Origin of the sequence: Lentzea pudingi (assembly GCF_014646255.1) — a bacterium.
Classification (GTDB): Bacteria; Actinomycetota; Actinomycetes; order Mycobacteriales; family Pseudonocardiaceae; genus Lentzea; species Lentzea pudingi.
On sequence record NZ_BMNC01000001.1, the window covers coordinates 1,102,637 to 1,118,424 of the forward strand.

The 15,788-nt window shown below is 71.8% G+C and carries 13 protein-coding genes and 1 pseudogene; 6 read left to right on the plus strand and 8 right to left on the minus strand.

What is annotated here, in order from left to right; translation table 11 throughout:
* Positions 1 to 40 precede the first annotated feature (40 nt).
* Both IEY88_RS05030 and IEY88_RS05035 read right to left on the minus strand, forming a co-directional pair.
* Entirely contained in the window at positions 41 to 853 is an 813-nt protein-coding gene (locus tag IEY88_RS05030) for a lipoate--protein ligase family protein (protein ID WP_189153319.1), read from the minus strand.
* A 24-nt stretch (positions 854 to 877) separates the two neighbouring features.
* Positions 878 to 2,701 carry a sigma-70 family RNA polymerase sigma factor gene (locus IEY88_RS05035; RefSeq protein WP_189153320.1) on the minus strand — a complete coding sequence of 608 codons (1,824 nt, stop codon included), beginning with the start codon at positions 2,699 to 2,701 and terminating at the stop codon, positions 878 to 880.
* Positions 2,702 to 2,947: 246 nt separating this feature from the next.
* On the opposite strand from IEY88_RS05035, the gene IEY88_RS05040 reads away from it, so the two are divergent.
* The 3 genes from IEY88_RS05040 (at position 2,948) to IEY88_RS05050 (ending at position 7,213) form a co-directional block, all read left to right on the plus strand.
* A complete protein-coding gene (locus tag IEY88_RS05040) occupies positions 2,948 to 3,826 on the plus strand; it encodes a thermonuclease family protein (protein ID WP_189153321.1) in 879 nt (292 codons plus the stop codon).
* Positions 3,816 to 4,352, plus strand: coding sequence for a hypothetical protein (locus IEY88_RS05045; RefSeq protein ID WP_189153322.1), 537 nt, complete (start codon positions 3,816 to 3,818; stop codon positions 4,350 to 4,352). Before IEY88_RS05040 ends, IEY88_RS05045 begins: the two co-directional genes overlap by 11 nt.
* 77 nt (positions 4,353 to 4,429) lie before the next feature.
* Positions 4,430 to 7,213 carry an AfsR/SARP family transcriptional regulator gene (locus tag IEY88_RS05050; protein ID WP_189153323.1) on the plus strand — a complete coding sequence of 928 codons (2,784 nt, stop codon included), beginning with the start codon at positions 4,430 to 4,432 and terminating at the stop codon, positions 7,211 to 7,213.
* Here IEY88_RS05050 and IEY88_RS05055 read toward each other — a convergent pair.
* The gene (locus IEY88_RS05055; protein ID WP_189153324.1) at positions 7,191 to 7,619 is read right to left on the minus strand and encodes a Calx-beta domain-containing protein; all 429 of its coding nucleotides are present in this window, start codon (positions 7,617 to 7,619) and stop codon (positions 7,191 to 7,193) included. The two genes, IEY88_RS05050 and IEY88_RS05055, sit on opposite strands and share 23 nt — an antisense overlap.
* A gap of 61 nt (positions 7,620 to 7,680) precedes the next feature.
* Positions 7,681 to 8,622 (minus strand): hypothetical protein, encoded by a 942-nt coding sequence (locus tag IEY88_RS05060; RefSeq protein WP_189153325.1) that lies wholly within the window; start codon positions 8,620 to 8,622, stop codon positions 7,681 to 7,683.
* 142 nt (positions 8,623 to 8,764) lie between these two features.
* Here IEY88_RS05060 and IEY88_RS05065 point away from each other — a divergent pair, with 142 nt between their 5' ends.
* The 3 genes and pseudogenes from IEY88_RS05065 to IEY88_RS05075 form a co-directional block, all read left to right on the plus strand.
* Positions 8,765 to 10,090: a TrkH family potassium uptake protein gene (locus tag IEY88_RS05065; RefSeq protein WP_229693087.1), complete on the plus strand. Its 1,326-nt coding sequence runs from the start codon at positions 8,765 to 8,767 to the stop codon at positions 10,088 to 10,090.
* A complete protein-coding gene (locus IEY88_RS05070; protein ID WP_189153326.1) occupies positions 10,080 to 10,742 on the plus strand; it encodes a potassium channel family protein in 663 nt (220 codons plus the stop codon). The genes IEY88_RS05065 and IEY88_RS05070 overlap by 11 nt, the downstream gene beginning before the upstream one ends.
* Positions 10,739 to 11,143, plus strand: a pseudogene (locus IEY88_RS05075) (YkvA family protein); the annotation flags it as partial. The gene IEY88_RS05070 and the pseudogene IEY88_RS05075, both read left to right, overlap by 4 nt.
* A 6-nt stretch (positions 11,144 to 11,149) precedes the next feature.
* Here IEY88_RS05075 and IEY88_RS05080 read toward each other — a convergent pair.
* Genes IEY88_RS05080 through IEY88_RS05095 form a run of 4 tightly spaced genes read right to left on the minus strand, consistent with a single transcriptional unit; the run spans position 11,150 to position 15,736 of the window.
* Complete coding sequence (locus IEY88_RS05080) at positions 11,150 to 12,043, minus strand: alpha/beta hydrolase family protein (RefSeq protein ID WP_189153327.1); 894 nt, start codon at positions 12,041 to 12,043, stop codon at positions 11,150 to 11,152.
* Between the two features lie 18 nt (positions 12,044 to 12,061).
* A complete protein-coding gene (locus tag IEY88_RS05085; RefSeq protein WP_189153328.1) occupies positions 12,062 to 12,679 on the minus strand; it encodes an acetoacetate decarboxylase family protein in 618 nt (205 codons plus the stop codon).
* Complete coding sequence (locus IEY88_RS05090; protein ID WP_308425954.1) at positions 12,669 to 14,306, minus strand: GMC oxidoreductase; 1,638 nt, start codon at positions 14,304 to 14,306, stop codon at positions 12,669 to 12,671. The genes IEY88_RS05085 and IEY88_RS05090 overlap by 11 nt, the downstream gene beginning before the upstream one ends.
* A 2-nt stretch (positions 14,307 to 14,308) precedes the next feature.
* A complete protein-coding gene (locus IEY88_RS05095; protein ID WP_189153330.1) occupies positions 14,309 to 15,736 on the minus strand; it encodes a flavin-containing monooxygenase in 1,428 nt (475 codons plus the stop codon).
* Positions 15,737 to 15,788: the final 52 nt, after the last annotated feature.

The window sequence follows — 15,788 nt, forward strand, 5'->3', positions numbered from 1 at the left end:
GCGGCCGAACGGGCGAACGCGGGGCCGTCCGCCCGAACCTTCACAGTTCCTTCACACCTCGCGGCATCGGATTCGCCCGCGTCCAGTCGTCCACGTGGAACGGTGACCCGCCACCGGCACGAGACGCGTGCGACACGATCTCGGAGGGCAACTCGCCGTCGGTCATGTCGAGCCGGTCGCGGTAGTCCGCCACGAACGCGGCGGCGACCTGGTCGGCACCGAGCGTCGGCTCGTAGTCGGCCAGGCCCGCGATCGAGCTCTCCCGCAGGACGTAACCGAGCGCCTTCGACACGTCCGTGATCACGGCGCGCACCCGGTCCGAGACGGCGACCTGGACGACCGTGCTGAACAGCGATCCGGTGGAGGTCACGCGTTGCGCCGAACCGATGACCTTCGTGTCGCCGCCGACGTTGACGCTGAACTCGCCGGGGCAGTACTCGCCCTCCACCTCGCCGACGCGGGCGTCGATGGCACCGAGTCCGCGCAGCAGTGCGGCGTGGCTCTCGGCGTTCGCGGCGAACGTCGCGCTGCCCGCGTGCCGGATGTCCGTGGTGCTGTCGAGGTGGTCGATCACGACGGCACCGCTGTCGTAGGCCACCATCCGCCCGCCCGGCGACCTCACCACCGGCTCGAACCCCGCCGCGCGGGCGAGGGCGGTGGCCTCGGCGATGCCGGGCGAGCGGAGGTCCCGGCCGCTGAACGCGACGGTGGGACCGGCCGGCACGTAGACGTGGACGAGCTGGGACCAGGCCGCGCCGGGTGTGCGCAGCAGCAGTGCCGGGACCACCAGGTCGGTGACCGCGTGCCCGGTGGTCCCGGTGACCAGCAGGCGGGGGTTCGTCGCAGTTGACACGCCGTGATTCTCGGCCACGGCCGCTCAGCCCGCGGCGCGGTACGCCTCACCGGCCTCGTTCGGGGTGCCACCGGCCTTGTACAGGCCGGTGCCGGGCTTGCCCTCGTCGGGCAGCGCGAACCACGCGTAGCGCTCGACGTAGGGCAGGCCCTCCATCATCGCGCTGGAGCCGCGGGCGAACGCCGCGAGCTGCACCTGGGTCGGGAACCGCGCCGAACCGCCCGAGAAGTCGATCAGCGAGTACTCGGTCAGCCAGATCGGCTTGCCGTACCGGGCGTGCACCGCTGCGAGGTAGTTCTTCAGGTGGCCGACCGCCGCGTCGCTGAAGTCCGAGCCGTACCAGTGCACCGCGACGAAGTCGACGCGCAGACCCCGCTGGGCCGCACCGGTCATGAACCGGTCGAGCCAGCCACCGGCCTTGTCCCCGCTGTGCGCGACGGCGGGGCTGCCGAGCCGCAGCCCGGTCGCCGCGAGCTTCGGCCACAGGTCGAGCGCCTGTTCCGGCGTCATGTTCGCCTGGTCGGGGAAGTCCGGCTCGTTGAACCCGAGCAGCACCTTGCCGTTCGCCTTGGCCTTCGCGAGGGTGGCGTCGTCGGTGAACTTCGTGCCCCAGATCATCGGCACGAACTCGACGTTCGGCGGCGTGGGGACGCCGTCGGGGTGCGCCGCCCAGTTGTAGTACCACCCGGCGCGGACATCGGTGAGCGCCTTGCCGACACCGGTGAAGTTCCAGGTGCTGACGCCCTTCTTCACCGACGCCGTCACGGGCACCGCGGGCGGCGGCACGGGCTTGGGCGGCGCCGTGGTCGTGGAGGGCGGCACTGACGAACTCGACGACGAGGTGGTGGGAGGCAACGTCGTCGTGGTGCTCTGAGCGCTGGCCACGGGAAGGGCGCGGGCGACCGGCTCCTCACCCGAGGGCAGCACGGCGACCACGATGCCCGCGGCCACCACCGCGGCTGCGGCGGCCGCGAGAGGCTTCACGAACGCGCCCTTCACCAGCAGGCTGAGCTTGCCGCCGGACACGGGAGCGGAGGTGACCTGCGTGATGGCCACCTGCGAGCCGGTGAGAGTCGCCGGGTCGAACCCGAGCGCGGCCGGCAGCGGCACCAGCGGCAGCCGGGCCAGCAGCCCCTCGACGGACGCGAGGTCGCGCCCGCAGCGCTCGCACTGGACGCAGTCGCGGCTGTGCCGCGCGATCCGCTTGCGCCACAACGGACTGGGCACGCCGTCCCACTCCGCGACCACGTACGCCAGTTCGGGACAACGCGTCGTGCGCTCCAATGTGCGCACGACGATGCGTGCGGCGTCGAGCTGAGCCTTTACCCGTTGCACCCGCACGGCAGTGTGCTGCGGGGTGAGCTCCAGCGCGTTGGCGACCTCCGCGCGGGTAAGCCGTCCTGCCGCCTCCAGCCACCACAACGACAGCAGTTCGCGCTCGTCCTCGCTGAGCCACCGGGTGGCCGCGACGACCTCACGGCGCTGCCCGGACAGCTGCAGGCGCATGATCGTCAGGTCGACGAAGTCCGCGCCGGGATCGGCCACGTCCTCCGGCACCGGGCCGGTGACCGGGACGCGCTGGTGGTCGCGGTGCCGCAGCCGGATCTGGTTCATCGCGATGACGACGAGCCACGACCGGAAACCGGCGGGGTCGCGCAGCCCGGGCAGGCCGTGCACGGCCCGCAGCATGGTCTCCTGGACCACGTCGTCGGTGTCCGGGTGGCCGCCGAGCGCGTGCCCGGCGATGTTGTAGACGAGGGGCAGGTACCCGCTCACCAGGTCGTCCAACGCGCGCTGGTCGCCGTCACGCGCGGCCACCACCGTCGCGACGCCGGGTTCCTCGGTCATCGCCATGCCCACCTCACTCGCCGGTTCAGGGTCGTCTGACCAGGAGATGTCCCGGACGTCCGGCGATAACGGAAAATTTCGACCGGGATGCACCCTACGACTTGTGGCGATGTGTGCGGAGGCGATCACATCGGGCTCGCTGTGAAGGGCCGCACAGAACCAGGTTGACCCCCTTTCGTCCCTTGACGGGGGCCGGACCTGCGACAACACTGCCCCGGACAACGCCGGCCCACGCCAGGAGTGCCCTTGCCCCACGCCTCCGAGCCCACGACGCGCACGAGCGGTCCGGGGACCGTTCGCCGCTTCTGGTGGCGCAGCGACCAACGGGCGCGGCTCGCGATCGCGTGCGCCGGTGTCCTCGGGGTGCTGGCGGTGACGGGCGCGGCGGGGTTCAGCGGCCAGGAACGCCCGCTCGAACGCGGTCCCGCTGCCGCGGCCGCCGCCGTGCACCGGGGCGACTCGTTCGAGGTGACGGTCCGCACGGTGGTCGAGGTGGACTCGTTCGAGGGCGTGGAACCCGACACCGGCCGCGTCTTCGGCGCCCGCGTCCACGGGGTGAGCCCGGCGGCCTGCTGGCAGTCGCAGTCCCTGGCCGCCGCGGAGACACTGCTGCGGGGCAAGAAGGTGCGGCTCACCGTCAAGTCCGAGGGCGGCGCCGAGTCCGACCGGCTGCTGGTCGACGTGCGGCTGCCGGACGGGTCCGACTACGCGAGGACGATCGTCGCCGACGGCTCGGCGTCCGCCGACCTGGCCGCGCGCGGGGAGCTCGCACAGGACGAGATCGCCGCGCGCCTGGAGCGCCGCGGCCTGTGGTCGACCGGGTGCGAGGGGTACGACGCCGACCTGCTGGTGACGACGTCCAGCGTGCCGACCTCGACCACGACACCGGCCCCGACCACCACCACGACCACTCCGCCGCCTCCTCCGCCCCCGCCGACGGAGAAGCCGAAGCCCGAACCGCCGCCCACGGAGACCACCGAGCCCGACGACGACGCCGAGTGGCTCGCCCGGTTCGTGGGCAAGCGGTGCTTCGTCGAAGGGGCCACGCGGACGTCACCGAAGGGCACCGAGGTCGTCTGCACCCGTGGTGCCAGGGAACAGCTGAGGTGGCAGCGTGCCGACTGAGGAGCACGTCGACCTGTTCGCCGAGGTGGAGGCGGCGGCCGATCCGGTACCCACCGCGGTGGACGGCGGTGTTGCGACGGTGGACGGCGGGGTCCCGCGAGGTCTCACCCCGGACGGCTGGGTCCGCACCACCGGCTGGTTGCAGGTCGGCGACCACCCCGTGAGCTCGGCGCTCCTCGCGGCGCTGGCGGGTCTGCTGTGGGCGCTGGTCGGCGCGGCGGTCCTGGTGTCCGAGTTCCCGGTCGCCGCGGGCGTCCTGACGTTGACGGTCCCGGTGGTCTTCGGGGTGTCGTGGTGGCTCTTCACGACGCGGGTACGGCCCGCCTCCACGGCTCGCAACATCGGTACCAGCCGGGCGGACGAACTGGAGCCGGGTGACCTCGTCCGGCTGCACGGGTCGATCGGGCCGATCGGCCGGGTGAGCGAGGTGGCGGCGGAGGACGACGTCGAGGTCGTGTTCCACGGCGGCGAGCGGCGGAGCTGGGCCCGCGAGCACGCGGTCCACCTCGCGGAACTGCTCAGCTGAGACGGTCGGCGAATTGCCGGTCCTGTCCCACGTTCAGCGCTGCCACCAGGACTTGACGCGCATTAACGTGACGTCACGTGCGGCGAACAGCGGGTGAGGTCAAGATCCTCGGGCCGGTCGAGGTGTGCGGCCCGCACGGCCGCGCGGTGCTGACCGGAGCCCGGCAGCGCAGCATCGTCGCGGTGCTGGCCCTGCGCGCCGGCACACCGGTTCCCGTCGGCCGCCTCGTGGACGTGCTGTGGGGCGAGGACCCGCCGCGCACGGCCGTGCGGTCGTTGCACAGCCACGTCGCGCGGGTGCGGCAGGCGCTCGCCGACTGCGGACTGCCCGGTGCGCTCATGACCAAGCCCGGCGGCTACCAGCTCGACGCGTCCGTCGACGCGGTGACGTTCGAACGGACCAGGGACCTCGGGCTGTGGCGGGGCGAGCCGCTGGAGGACGTGGAGCTGTTCGGCTGGGGCCGGGCGGAGGTCGACCGGTTGCGGGAACAGCGGATCGCCGCGCTGGAGGCGTACTGGGGTGAGCGGCTCGACCGGCAGGACGCGATCGGTGAGCTGGAACGGCTGGTGGTCGGCCATCCGACGCGGGAACGGCTCGTCGGGCTGCTGATGCGGGCGTTGCACGTGGGCGGACGGCAGTCCGACGCGCTCGAGGTGTTCCGAAGACTCAGACACCGGCTCGCCGACGAGCTCGGCGCCGACCCCGGCCCGGACATCACCTCCCTGCACACCGCGATCCTGCGTCGTGATCCTTCGCTGCACAGCGCCAGACCCGCCCAGTTGCCGGCCCGCGCGGGCCACTTCACCGGCCGCGCCGCCGAGTTCGCCTCCCTCGCGGGCATGCCCCCGATCGTCGTCGTCTCCGGTGTCGCCGGGGTCGGCAAGACCACGTTCGCCGTCGAGTGGGCCCGCCGCGTCGCCGACCAGTTCCCGGACGGGCAGGTGTTCCTCGACCTGCAACGGCTCACCCCGGCCCAGGCCCTGACCGAGATGCTGCACAGCCTCGGCGTCCCGGCCGACCGGGTGCCCGCCGACCCGGCCGCCACGTACCGGTCCCTGTTGCACGGCAAGCGGGTCCTGATCCTGCTCGACGACGTACGCCGCGCACGGGACGTGCTGCCGCTCGTGCCGGGCGACCAGGGGAACCTGCTGCTGATCACCAGCCGGGACACGCTCTCCGCGCTCGGCACTCGCCACGCCGTGCACACCGTCAGCCTCGGCCTCCTGAGCGAACCCGAGGCGCACGACCTGTTCGCCGACATCCTGGGCGAGGCCAGGGTCCGCGCCGAGTCCGGTGCGACCGCGGAACTGGTCGTCCACTGTGGACGGCTGCCGCTCGCGTTGCGCATCGCGGCCGCCCGGCTCGCCATCAGGCCCGGCCGGCGGATCGCCGACCTGGTGCGGGAACTGACCCGCAACGACCCGCTCGACGTGCTGTCGGTCGACGGCGACGACCGCACGGTCCGCACCGTGTTCGCCAGCGCGCACCGCACGCTGAGCCCGCAGGCCGCCCGGCTGTTCCGGGTCCTCGGCGAGCACCCCGGCGCGAGTTTTCCCGCTGACCTCGCCGACGCGATGGGGCCGGGCCTCGACGAGCTCGTCGCCTCGCACCTCGTCAGCGAGATGGGCAACGGCCGGTACGCGCTGCACGACCTCATCCGGTTGTTCGCCCGGCAGAGCGGCGACATCGGCGACGGCGTGGAACGCTTGCTCGACCGATATCTCACGATCGCGCACGCGGCGGGCGAGGTGCTCAACCCGCGTCACGACCTCGTGACCCGGCCGCGCTGCGACGACCTGCCGTTCACCGCGGACCGCGTCGAGGTGCTGGCCTTCCTCGACGCCGAACGCGACAACGTGCTGCACATGATCCGGCTGGCAGCGCGGTCCGGCCTGCACCGCGAGACCTGGCAGCTGGCGTACCTGCTGACGGGCTACTTCGAGGCACGCGGCAACTGGGCGGCACGCGTCGAGCAGTGCGAGCACGCCGTGACGGCGGCTCGCGCGCTCGGCGACCAGCGGGCCGAAGCGGAGATGTTGCGAGGGCAGGGAATCGCGCTGCAGATGACCTCACGCATCGCCGAAGCCATGGTGGTGCAACGACAAGCGCTCGCCCTCGTGCGCGAGGCGGGCGACCTGCGCGGGGAAGCCAGGCTGCACAACAACATCGCGAACGCGCACTCGGAGCTGCGCGAGTTCGACCTCGCGCTGGACTCGTACCGCGCGGCGATGGACGTGCACGGGGCCGCGGGGGACGAGGTGGGCGTGGCGCTCGCGCGACGCAACCTCGGCTACACCTACGTCCGGATGGGCCGGCCCGAGCTGGCCACCGAGCCGTTGTTCGCGGCGCTGGAGACATTCCGCGCCAAGGAGAACCTCCGGCTGGAGGCGGCGACGCTGATGTCGCTGGGCAACGCCCACCACCGGCTCGCCGACCTCGAACCGGCGTTGCGCTGCTTCGGCGACGCGCTGCGGATCAGCCGCGAGATCACCGACGACCGCTTCGAGGCCGACGCGCTGACCGGACTCGGCGTCACCCAGCTCGCGCTCGGAGATCCCGCGGTGGCGAGGGAATGCCTCGACGCCGCACTCGTCGTGTGCCGCACCCTCGGCGACGGCCACCGCGAGGCGTCGACCCTGCGCGACCTGGCCGAAGCCGAACTCGCGCTGGGAGACCTGGCCGCCGCCCGGGACCACCTGACGGCCGCGCTGGAGGCGAGGACCCAGGCGCCGGACGAGTTCGAGCGGGCCAGGGTCCACCGCACGTTCGCCGGCCTGGAGGGCCGGACCGGGCGGTGGACCGAGGCTGCCCGGCACCTGGCTCAGGCCGTCACGCTCTTCACCTCCTGCCGGCGATCGTGAACACGGCGACGCGCTTGCCGATCTGGCCCGGCCTCACCGACGTGATCTCCAGCGTGAACGTCCTCTTCTCGGGTGTCACACGCAGCACCTTGTAGGGCACGAGCGCCTGGCTCTCGCCCGCCTTGATGATGACCGTGCCGCGCGGCGTGGCCTGGTAGTCCTGGCCCTGCTTCGCGGTGCCGTCGACGAACCTGTAAGCGACCTCGACGTCCTGCTGTGCCGCGATGTTCTGCTGTGCCGGCCCGTAGCGCAGCTTCAGCACGGCCGAGTACGAGTCCGCCGACTCGTGCACCGGCCCGTCGATCGCGTCCACGACGACCGGGCAGTCCGGCGGGTCGCAGTCCGCTGCTCCGTGCGCGGGCACGATCCCGAGCAGAAGCAGCAACAACACCATGATGGTCTTCATTGACAACCCTTTCGGTGGGTCCGTCTCCGAGTAGCGGAGACGGACCCACCGCGGTTGATACTCAGTCCTTCTCGTTGATCAGGTATTGCGCTCCGCCGAGATCCGTGCCCTGCGCGTCGGTCTGCCGCACGTGCAGCTCGGCCGGTCCGGCCTCCCGGTCGGTCGCGAACGTCAGCGCGGTCTCGACGCGCTCGTCACCCTTGAGCACCAGGTTGTCGAACCGGGCCTTCGTGTCGGCGAGCTGGAACTGCGTCTCGCCCACCTGCTTCACCCCGGTGGCCCTGCCGCCCGCGGCCTTCCACCGCGCCGTGAGCTCCCGGCCGAGGTCGATCGTGACGGCGCCGGCGAACGGCCGCGTCTGCTCGAGGACCAGGTTCTGCCGGGCGTCGGCGCGCTCGGGGTTGCCGATCGTGTACGGCACGCGGGCGGGCTCGAACGGCCGCACCCGCACGGAGTCGACGTTGCGCCAGGCGATGTTGTTGTTCCGCTGCGCGTTCTGCTGCGTGTTGCTGCCCTCGGCGAACGTCATCGGGTCGGCGTTCGACACCCACCGGGCGAGCAGGCAGAAGTGCGCCGGGCCGGGCACGTTCCAGCCGGGCCAGGTGATCATCACCGTCGTGCCGCCGACCGGCACGGTCGAGCCGGCGGTGCCGATGTAGGTCCAGCCGCCCGGCCAGGCCGTGCCGCCGCCGAGGTTGCTGCGGTAGAGGTGCAGGCTGCCGTCGACGTTGCCGATGGCGCCGGCCTTGCGTCTCAGGGTGACGAAGACGTAGTTGTTGACGCCCACCACGGGGTTCTGGGACACCGCGCACAGCACCGGCGTCGAGCACACCTTGATGTCCGGGCTGTGGTAGATGCTGCCGGTGCTCGGCTCGTTCCCCACGTCGCCGGCGTTGTCGCGGACGAACACGTCGCGTTGGAACGGGGTAGCGCTCACGGTGGGCGCGATCAGCGTCGCGACCGCCAGCAAGCCTGCCAGCACCGTTGCCAGTTTGGCTTTCACCATGTCCTCCATCGGTTGAGGTCTGCCGAGGAAGAAGTACCGGCGCGGTGTTGTGGCGACGTTGTCGTGCGGTTGTCGGCGTGCTGACCGTTTTGGCCTCTCCTGCCCGGCCCGTCCGGTGAGGACGATCTAGGCTGTCGCGGTGATCACCGGGTGGCGGCACCCAGCCCGCCTCGTCGTCCTCGCCTTCCTGGCGGCCACCGCGGCCGGCACGGTGCTGCTGATGCTGCCTGTGTCGGCCGAGTCCGGGCAGGCCACCGGCTTCATGCGGGCGCTGTTCACGTCGGTTTCCGGCATCACCGGCACGGGGCTCGCCGTGGTCGACACCGGCTCGTACTGGTCGGTGTTCGGCGAGGTCCTGCTGCTGGTGCTGTGGCAGATCGGCGGCTTCGGCATCATGACGCTCGCGTCGGTGCTGGCGTTGCTGGTCTCGCACCGGCTGAACCTGCAGATGCAGCTCACCGTGAAGACCGAGACCAACACGCTGAACCTCGGCCAGGTCCGCAGGGTCGTGGCGGGGGTGGTCACGATCAGCCTGGTCGTGGAGGCGATCGGCGCGGTCGTGCTGGCGCTGAGGTTCTGGCTCGGCTACGGCGAGTCGTTCGGGCGGGCCCTGTACTCCGGGGTCTTCCACTCGATCTCGTCGTTCAACAGCGTCGGCCTGGCGCTCTACCCCGACAGCCTCATGCGGTACGCGACCGATCCGTGGGTGTGCCTGCCGATCGTGGCGCTCTCGGTGACGGGCGGGCTGGGTTTCCCGGTGCTGTTCGAGCTCCTGCGCCGGCGCCGCAAGCGGTGGTCGCTGCACACCAAGATCACCTTGCCCGTCTACCTGGGGCTGATGGTGTTCGGGGCCCTGGTCGTGCTCGTCGTGGAATGGGCTCGAGCGGGCACTCTCGGGCCGTACGGCGTCGGCGACAAGCTCCTGATCGGACTGTTCCACGGCGTCATGCCCGGCTCGTCCGGGTTCAACACCGTCGACGTGGCCCAGCTGCAGCCCGCCACCCTGCTCGTGTACGACGTGCTGATGTTCGTCGGCGGCGGCAGCGCGGGCACCACCGGCGGCATCAAGGTCACGACGTTCGCGCTGCTCGCGTTCGTGCTGGCAGCAGAGGTCCGCGCCGAGCCCAGCGTGCACGTCATGGGCCGCCGGCTGAGCGCGGAGGTGCAGCGCCAGGCGGTCACGGTCGCGCTGCTGGGCGTGGGCGTGGTGATGGTCGCGTCGCTCGTCCTGCTCGCCACCACCTCGTTCCGCCTCGACGCGGTGCTGGTCGAGACGACGGCCGCGTTCGGCGGCGTCGGCATGTCCGCCGGCATCACCCCGCAGCTGTCCGCCACCGGGCAGCTGGTCATCATCGTGCTCATGTTCATCGGCAGGGTCGGGCCGATCACCCTGGTCTCGGCCCTCGCGCTGCGGGAACGCCGCCGGCGCTACGAACTACCCGAGGAGCGACCCATTGTCGGATAAGCACCCGTCCCGCGTCGTCGTGCTCGGACTGGGCCGCTTCGGCCGTTCGGTCGCGCTCGAACTGGTCGCCCTGGGCACCGAGGTCATGGCGATCGACTCGGACCCGAAGCTGGTCCAGCGCTACGCCGACGACGTCACCCACGCCGTCGTCGCCGACACCACCGACGCGGAGGTCATGCGCCAGCTGGGAGTCGACGAGTTCCAGCGCGCGGTCGTCGGCATCGGCAACAACCTCGAAGCCAGCATCCTGACCACCGCCGTGCTGGTCGACTTCGGCATCGACGACATCTTCGCCAAGGCCATCAGCCGGGAACACGGCCGCATCCTCGAACGCATCGGTGCCCACCACGTCGTGCTGCCCGAACACGAGATGGGCGAACGCGTCGCGCACGTCGTGGCCGGCCGCGTGCTCGACTACATCGAGATCGAGAACGACTACGCGATGATCAAGGCCCGGCCGCCGAAGGAGGCGGTCGGCAAGCCGCTCGGCACGAGCAAGCTGCGGGCCAAGTACGGCGTGACCGTGGTGGGGGTGAAGCGTCCCGGGGCCGACTTCACCTATGCCACCGCGGAGACCGTGGTCGAGGCCGGTGACGTGCTGATCCTCGCGGGGAAGGTCGCCGACGTGGAACGGCTCGCGGACCAGGTGTGACCGGCTCGCCCTGGTGGGACCTGCTGATCGGCGTCGCGGCGGCCCTGCTGCTGACGTGGGTGGTGTTGCTGGTCGCACTGGTGGTCGTCCGCCCGCGCGGAGGCCTGCTGCGCGAGGCGCTGCGCCTGCTTCCCGACGTGCTGCGCCTCGTGCGCCGGCTCGCCGCCGACAGGTCGTTGCCGCGCGGGGTCCGGATCCGGTTGTGGCTGCTGATGGTCTACCTCGCCGTGCCGATCGACCTGATCCCCGACTTCATCCCCGTGCTCGGGTACGCCGACGACGCCATCATCGTCACGGCCGTGCTGCGCGGCGTCGTCCGGCGGGCGGGCATCGACGCGGTGCGCGCCCACTGGCCCGGCACGGACGACGGCTTCGCGGCCGTCGTCCGCCTCACCGGTCTGTTACGGTCACTCGGTCCCTTCGAAGGTCACCGCCGAGTCGGTGCGCGCGGGCTGGCCCCACACGAAGTCCCGTGCCGCCGCGTCGCCCGCGAGGTAGAAGCGGAACCACGACGTGAGCACCCTCTTCGAGGCGACGAGCTGCGCGGCCCTGGTGACGGACCCGCTGTCGCAGAAGATGCCGGAGGAGTCCATGAAGCCGCAGTGGAACCCGCCGGTGACCGTGCGGAGCTGCTTGGCGGGCTGCTTCGCCGTGAACATCGGCCGCTGGTGCTCGCCGACCGGGGTGATCGTGTCCTGCGACCCGGCGAGGAACTGCGCCGGCACCCGCAGCGTCGCGGCCGCTGCCTTCGCGGACGGGTTCGTCTCCGCCGCCGCGTAGGTCGAGATGGTCTTGATCTGCGGGTTGCGCGCGGCGGCGAGAACGGCAGCGCCGCCACCCATCGAATGGCCGGAGGCGCCCAGCGCGGTGGTGGTGACGTGGTCGCGGAAACGGGAACCCGCGGTGCCGTCCTGCGCGACGAGCCAGGTCAGTCCGGTGTTGAGGTCGTCGGCGAAGGCGCTGTGGCTGGGGCTCAGGCCGCCCTGGGTCGTGGGCACCACCACGACGAAGCCCCAGGAGGCGAGGTGGTTGCTCGTGCTCGTGTACTTCGAGGTGGCCTGGAAGAAGCCGTGGCCGAAGGCGATCGCGGGGAACCTGCCCGTGGCGACCGGCTGGTTCACCCCGGCCGCCGTGGCCGGGTAGTGCACCCGCGCGGGGACGGACCTGCCGCCCGCGACGGCCGTGACATCGCTGTACGCCACCGGGTACGTGCCGGGCAGGCCGTAGTCCGGTGGCGCTGCTAACGCGGGGGTGACGACCGTGGAGGCCACCAGGGCGAGCGTGATCGCGAGAACGCGCATGAGCTTCTCCTCATGTGATCAGGAAGATCCGAACCGCATGTGCAGGGTGGAGACGGCCACGTGCAGGCGTGGCCTCGCCGCTTCGAGCCAGCCGAGTTCGCCGTCCGGCGTGATGCGCCAGCGCAGGCGGGTGAGGCTGATCCGGGCGGACGTGCGTAGTTCCGTGCGTTTCGTCTTGCCGTGCAGGGTCTGCCAGACCGATGTGGTCAGCCGGACCGGGAGCGCTCGCGACGGCTTGCGGGTCTCGCTGGCGGAAGCGATGACCTCACCGTCGTCGTGGGCGGTGGCTTCGAGCTGTGGTCCGCTGGAGAAGGTGAAGCCGGCCAGCAGTTTCGGGATGCCCCACAGTTCCCGCGCACCGCGTTGGGAGGCGCTGTCGTCCACCAGGATGTCCAGAATGGACAGACCGAGGCGGGCCCCGCGGCGGACCAGGACCGCGGCCATCACCTCGTGGTAGGTCAGCACACCCGGCGGCTGGTAGTCGACGAACGCCGACACCACGACCACCCGGCCGAAGAGCGTCAACGGCACCACGTCCGGCGGTGGCAGGGGCACTGCCGGACGTGGTGCCGTCCACACGGTGAGCCAGCCCCGTCCGTGCAGGTCCCACGGCTCGGCGGGCCACTCACTTGGCATAGCGCACCTCCAAAGCGCCGGGCGCGGCGCCCGGAACCGCGGGGTTACCCGGTGCCACCGCACGTACGCGCCGGTACGGGGCTTCCGGAGCAGGACGTGGGTCCGGCTCACCCTTGTTGGGCCACAACGACATCGCTCGCTCGGCCAGCGCGGTGATGGTGAGCGCCGGGTTCACGCCGAGGTTCGCGGGGATCGCGGACCCGTCGACGACGTGGAGGCCGGGATGGCCGTGCACCCGCTGGTACGGGTCGACGACGCCAGTGGCGGGCGAGTCGCCGATCACGCAGCCGCCGATGAGGTGCCCGGTCAGCGGAACGTTCACCAGGTCCGGCCACGATCCCCGCGCCACGCCGCCCGCCTTGGCCGCGAGCCGCCGCGCCACCTCGTGCCCTGCCGGGATCCAGGACGGGTTCGGGGCGCCCTCGCCCTGAGTGGTGGTCATCCGGCCGCGCCGGAACACGGTCGTGAGCGAGTTGTCGAGGCTTTGCATGACCAGCAGGGCGATCGTCTCCTCCGACCACGCGCGCGGGGTGTGCGTCCGCAGCAGCGAACCGCGTTCGCGCACGAGCTGGGCCAGGCCACGCCGCAGCCTCGCCGGGCCGCCGTCGACGAGCGTCGTCATCAGCAGGCCCATCAGGTTGCTGCCCCGGCCGTACCGGACCACTTCGACGTGCGTGTCGGCGTCGGGGTGGATCGACGACGTGATGGCGAGACCGCGGGACTGGTCGACCCCGCCACCCGGCACCCGCACGGCCACGATCGCCTCGGAGTTGGTGCGGCACAGGAACCCGAGCCTCGGCGAGAGGCGCGGCAGCCCGCCGCGGTCGCGGATGCGGTGCAGCAGTCGTTGCGTGCCCAGCGACGCCGCGGCGAACACGACCTGACCGCAGGTGAAGGTGCGCGTCGCCCGCCCTCCGGTGCGTCGTGCCGTGACCTTGTAGCCGCTCAGATGCGGCTGCACGTCGACGACCGTGGTCAACGGCCACACCTGCGTGCCCGCTTTCTCGGCTAGGTGCAGGTAGTTCTTCGGCAGGGTGTTCTTGGCGTTGTGCCGGCACCCGGTCATGCACGAGCCGCAGCCGACGCAGGTGTCCCGCACGGGACCGGCGCCGCCGAAGAACGGGTCCGTGCCACCGGGTCCGAAGTGGACGCCGACCTGGGACGTGCGGAACGTCGGCGCGACACCGAGGTCGGCCGCCACGTCCCGCAGCAGCCTGTCCGCCGGGGTGCGGCACTGGTTGGCGGTCACGCCGAGCATCCGGGACGCCTGGTCGTAGTGCGGCGCCAGCTCGTCCTCCCAGTCGGTGATGTGCCCCCACCGGGAGTCGCGGAAGAACGACGGCGGCGGCCGGTACAGGGTGTTGGCGTACACGAGGGAACCGCCGCCGACCCCCGCCCCGCTGAGCACGGCGACGTCGCGCAGCGCGGTGATCCGCTGGATGCCCGTGCAGCCGAACGCCGGCGCGAACAGGTAGTCGCGCACCTGCCAGGAGGTCTCGGGCAGGTCGTGGTCCGCGAAGCGCCGCCCGGCCTCCAGCACGCCGACCCGGTAGCCCTTCTCCGTGAGCCGCAACGCGGTCACCGCGCCGCCGAACCCCGACCCGATCACCAGCACGTCGTAGTCCACGGTCACACCTCCACGCGGGCAGGTTCGAAGTCGGCGGGCCGGAGTCGTGTGCGGCGCAGGTACTCCCACGTGGTGCCGGGCCAGTTGGTCGTGATCGACCCGTCGGCGGTCCGGTACCAGGACGAGCACGTGCTCCACAGGCCCCGCGCCAGCCTGCTGGTCATCTCGGCGTCGAAGGCCTCGGCGACCTCGGGCCGCACCTCCAACGCCGTACCGGACCCCGCGAGGTGGCGCACGGCCTCCACGACGTACCGGCACTGCGCCTCGATCATGGTGATCACCGAGTTGCCGCCGAGGTTGGTGTTGGGGCCGTAGACCAGGAAGAGGTTCGGGAAACCGGGCACGGTGAGGCCGAGGTGGGCACGCGGGCGACCAGCCCACGTCTCCGTGAGGTCCCGGCCGTCCCTGCCGGTGACCCGCAGGCCGGACCCGAAGCCGGACACCGTGAACCCGGTGCCCCAGATCAGCACGTCCGCCGGGACCTCGCGGCCGCCGACGCGCAGGCCGCGTGCCGTGACCTCGGTGATCGGCCCGGTGACCACCTCGACGTCCGGCCGGCTGAGAGCCGGGTACCAGTCGTTGCTGAACAACACCCGCTTGCACCCCGGCCGCGTCGTCGGCCTCAACGCCTCCCTCAGCGCGGGGTCGCGGACCTGCCGCCGCAGGTGCGCCGCCGCGACGGCGGAGACGAGCGCGGGGGAGAGGCGGCCGTGGAGCAGCCTGGTCAGCGTCTCGCCGGCGAGCCACACGCCACCTCGTGCGGCGCGCAACCTCGCCGGGTGGGACCGGCCGGTCAACGGCGCGTCGGGTTTCGGCAGCACGTGGGGTGCGGACCGCTGGAACACCGTCAGGTGTTCGGTGAGGGGCGCGATCTCCGGCACGAACTGGGCGGCGCTCGCCCCCGTGCCGACCACGGCCACCCGCTTGCCGCGCAGGTCCACGTCGTGCCGCCAGGCCGCGCTGTGGAAGACCTCCCCGGCGAACCGGCCGAGTCCGGGCAGGGCGGGGACCGCCGGTGTGGTGAGCTGGCCGACCGCGCGGACCAGCACGTCGGCCTCGACGACGTCCCCGTCCGCGAGGGCGACGCTCCACCGGTTCCGCGACTCGTCGAACGTCGCGGCCACCACCTCCGCGCCGAACCGGATGCGGTCGCGCACGGTCTCGGCCTTGGCGCGCAGGTAGCGCAGGATGTCGGGCTGGGCCGAGTACCGGCGTGGCCACGAGGTGCTGGGCGCGAAGGAGTACGAGTAGAGCGACGACGGCACGTCGCACGCCGCGCCCGGATAGGTGTTGTCCCGCCACACCCCGCCGGGCCCGCTCGCCCGCTCCAGCACGGTGAACCGCTCGAAACCCGCTCTGCGCAGTGACAACGCGACGCCCAGGCCGCCGAATCCGGCTCCGATGACGACCACTTCGGGGTTCGCGTCCACGTGATCGACGCTAGGAACAACCACCCGTTCGCACCAGGACAACACCGGCCGG

Bases quoted from the DNA above. Each gene is read 5' to 3' on its own strand.
- IEY88_RS05055 (WP_189153324.1), bottom strand. From the start codon at position 7,619: ATGAAGACCATCATGGTGTTGTTGCTGCTTCTGCTCGGGATCGTGCCC.
- IEY88_RS05035 (WP_189153320.1), bottom strand. From the start codon at position 2,701: ATGACCGAGGAACCCGGCGTCGCGACGGTGGTGGCCGCGCGTGACGGC.
- IEY88_RS05080 (WP_189153327.1), bottom strand. From the start codon at position 12,043: ATGCGCGTTCTCGCGATCACGCTCGCCCTGGTGGCCTCCACGGTCGTC.
- IEY88_RS05085 (WP_189153328.1), bottom strand. From the start codon at position 12,679: ATGCCAAGTGAGTGGCCCGCCGAGCCGTGGGACCTGCACGGACGGGGC.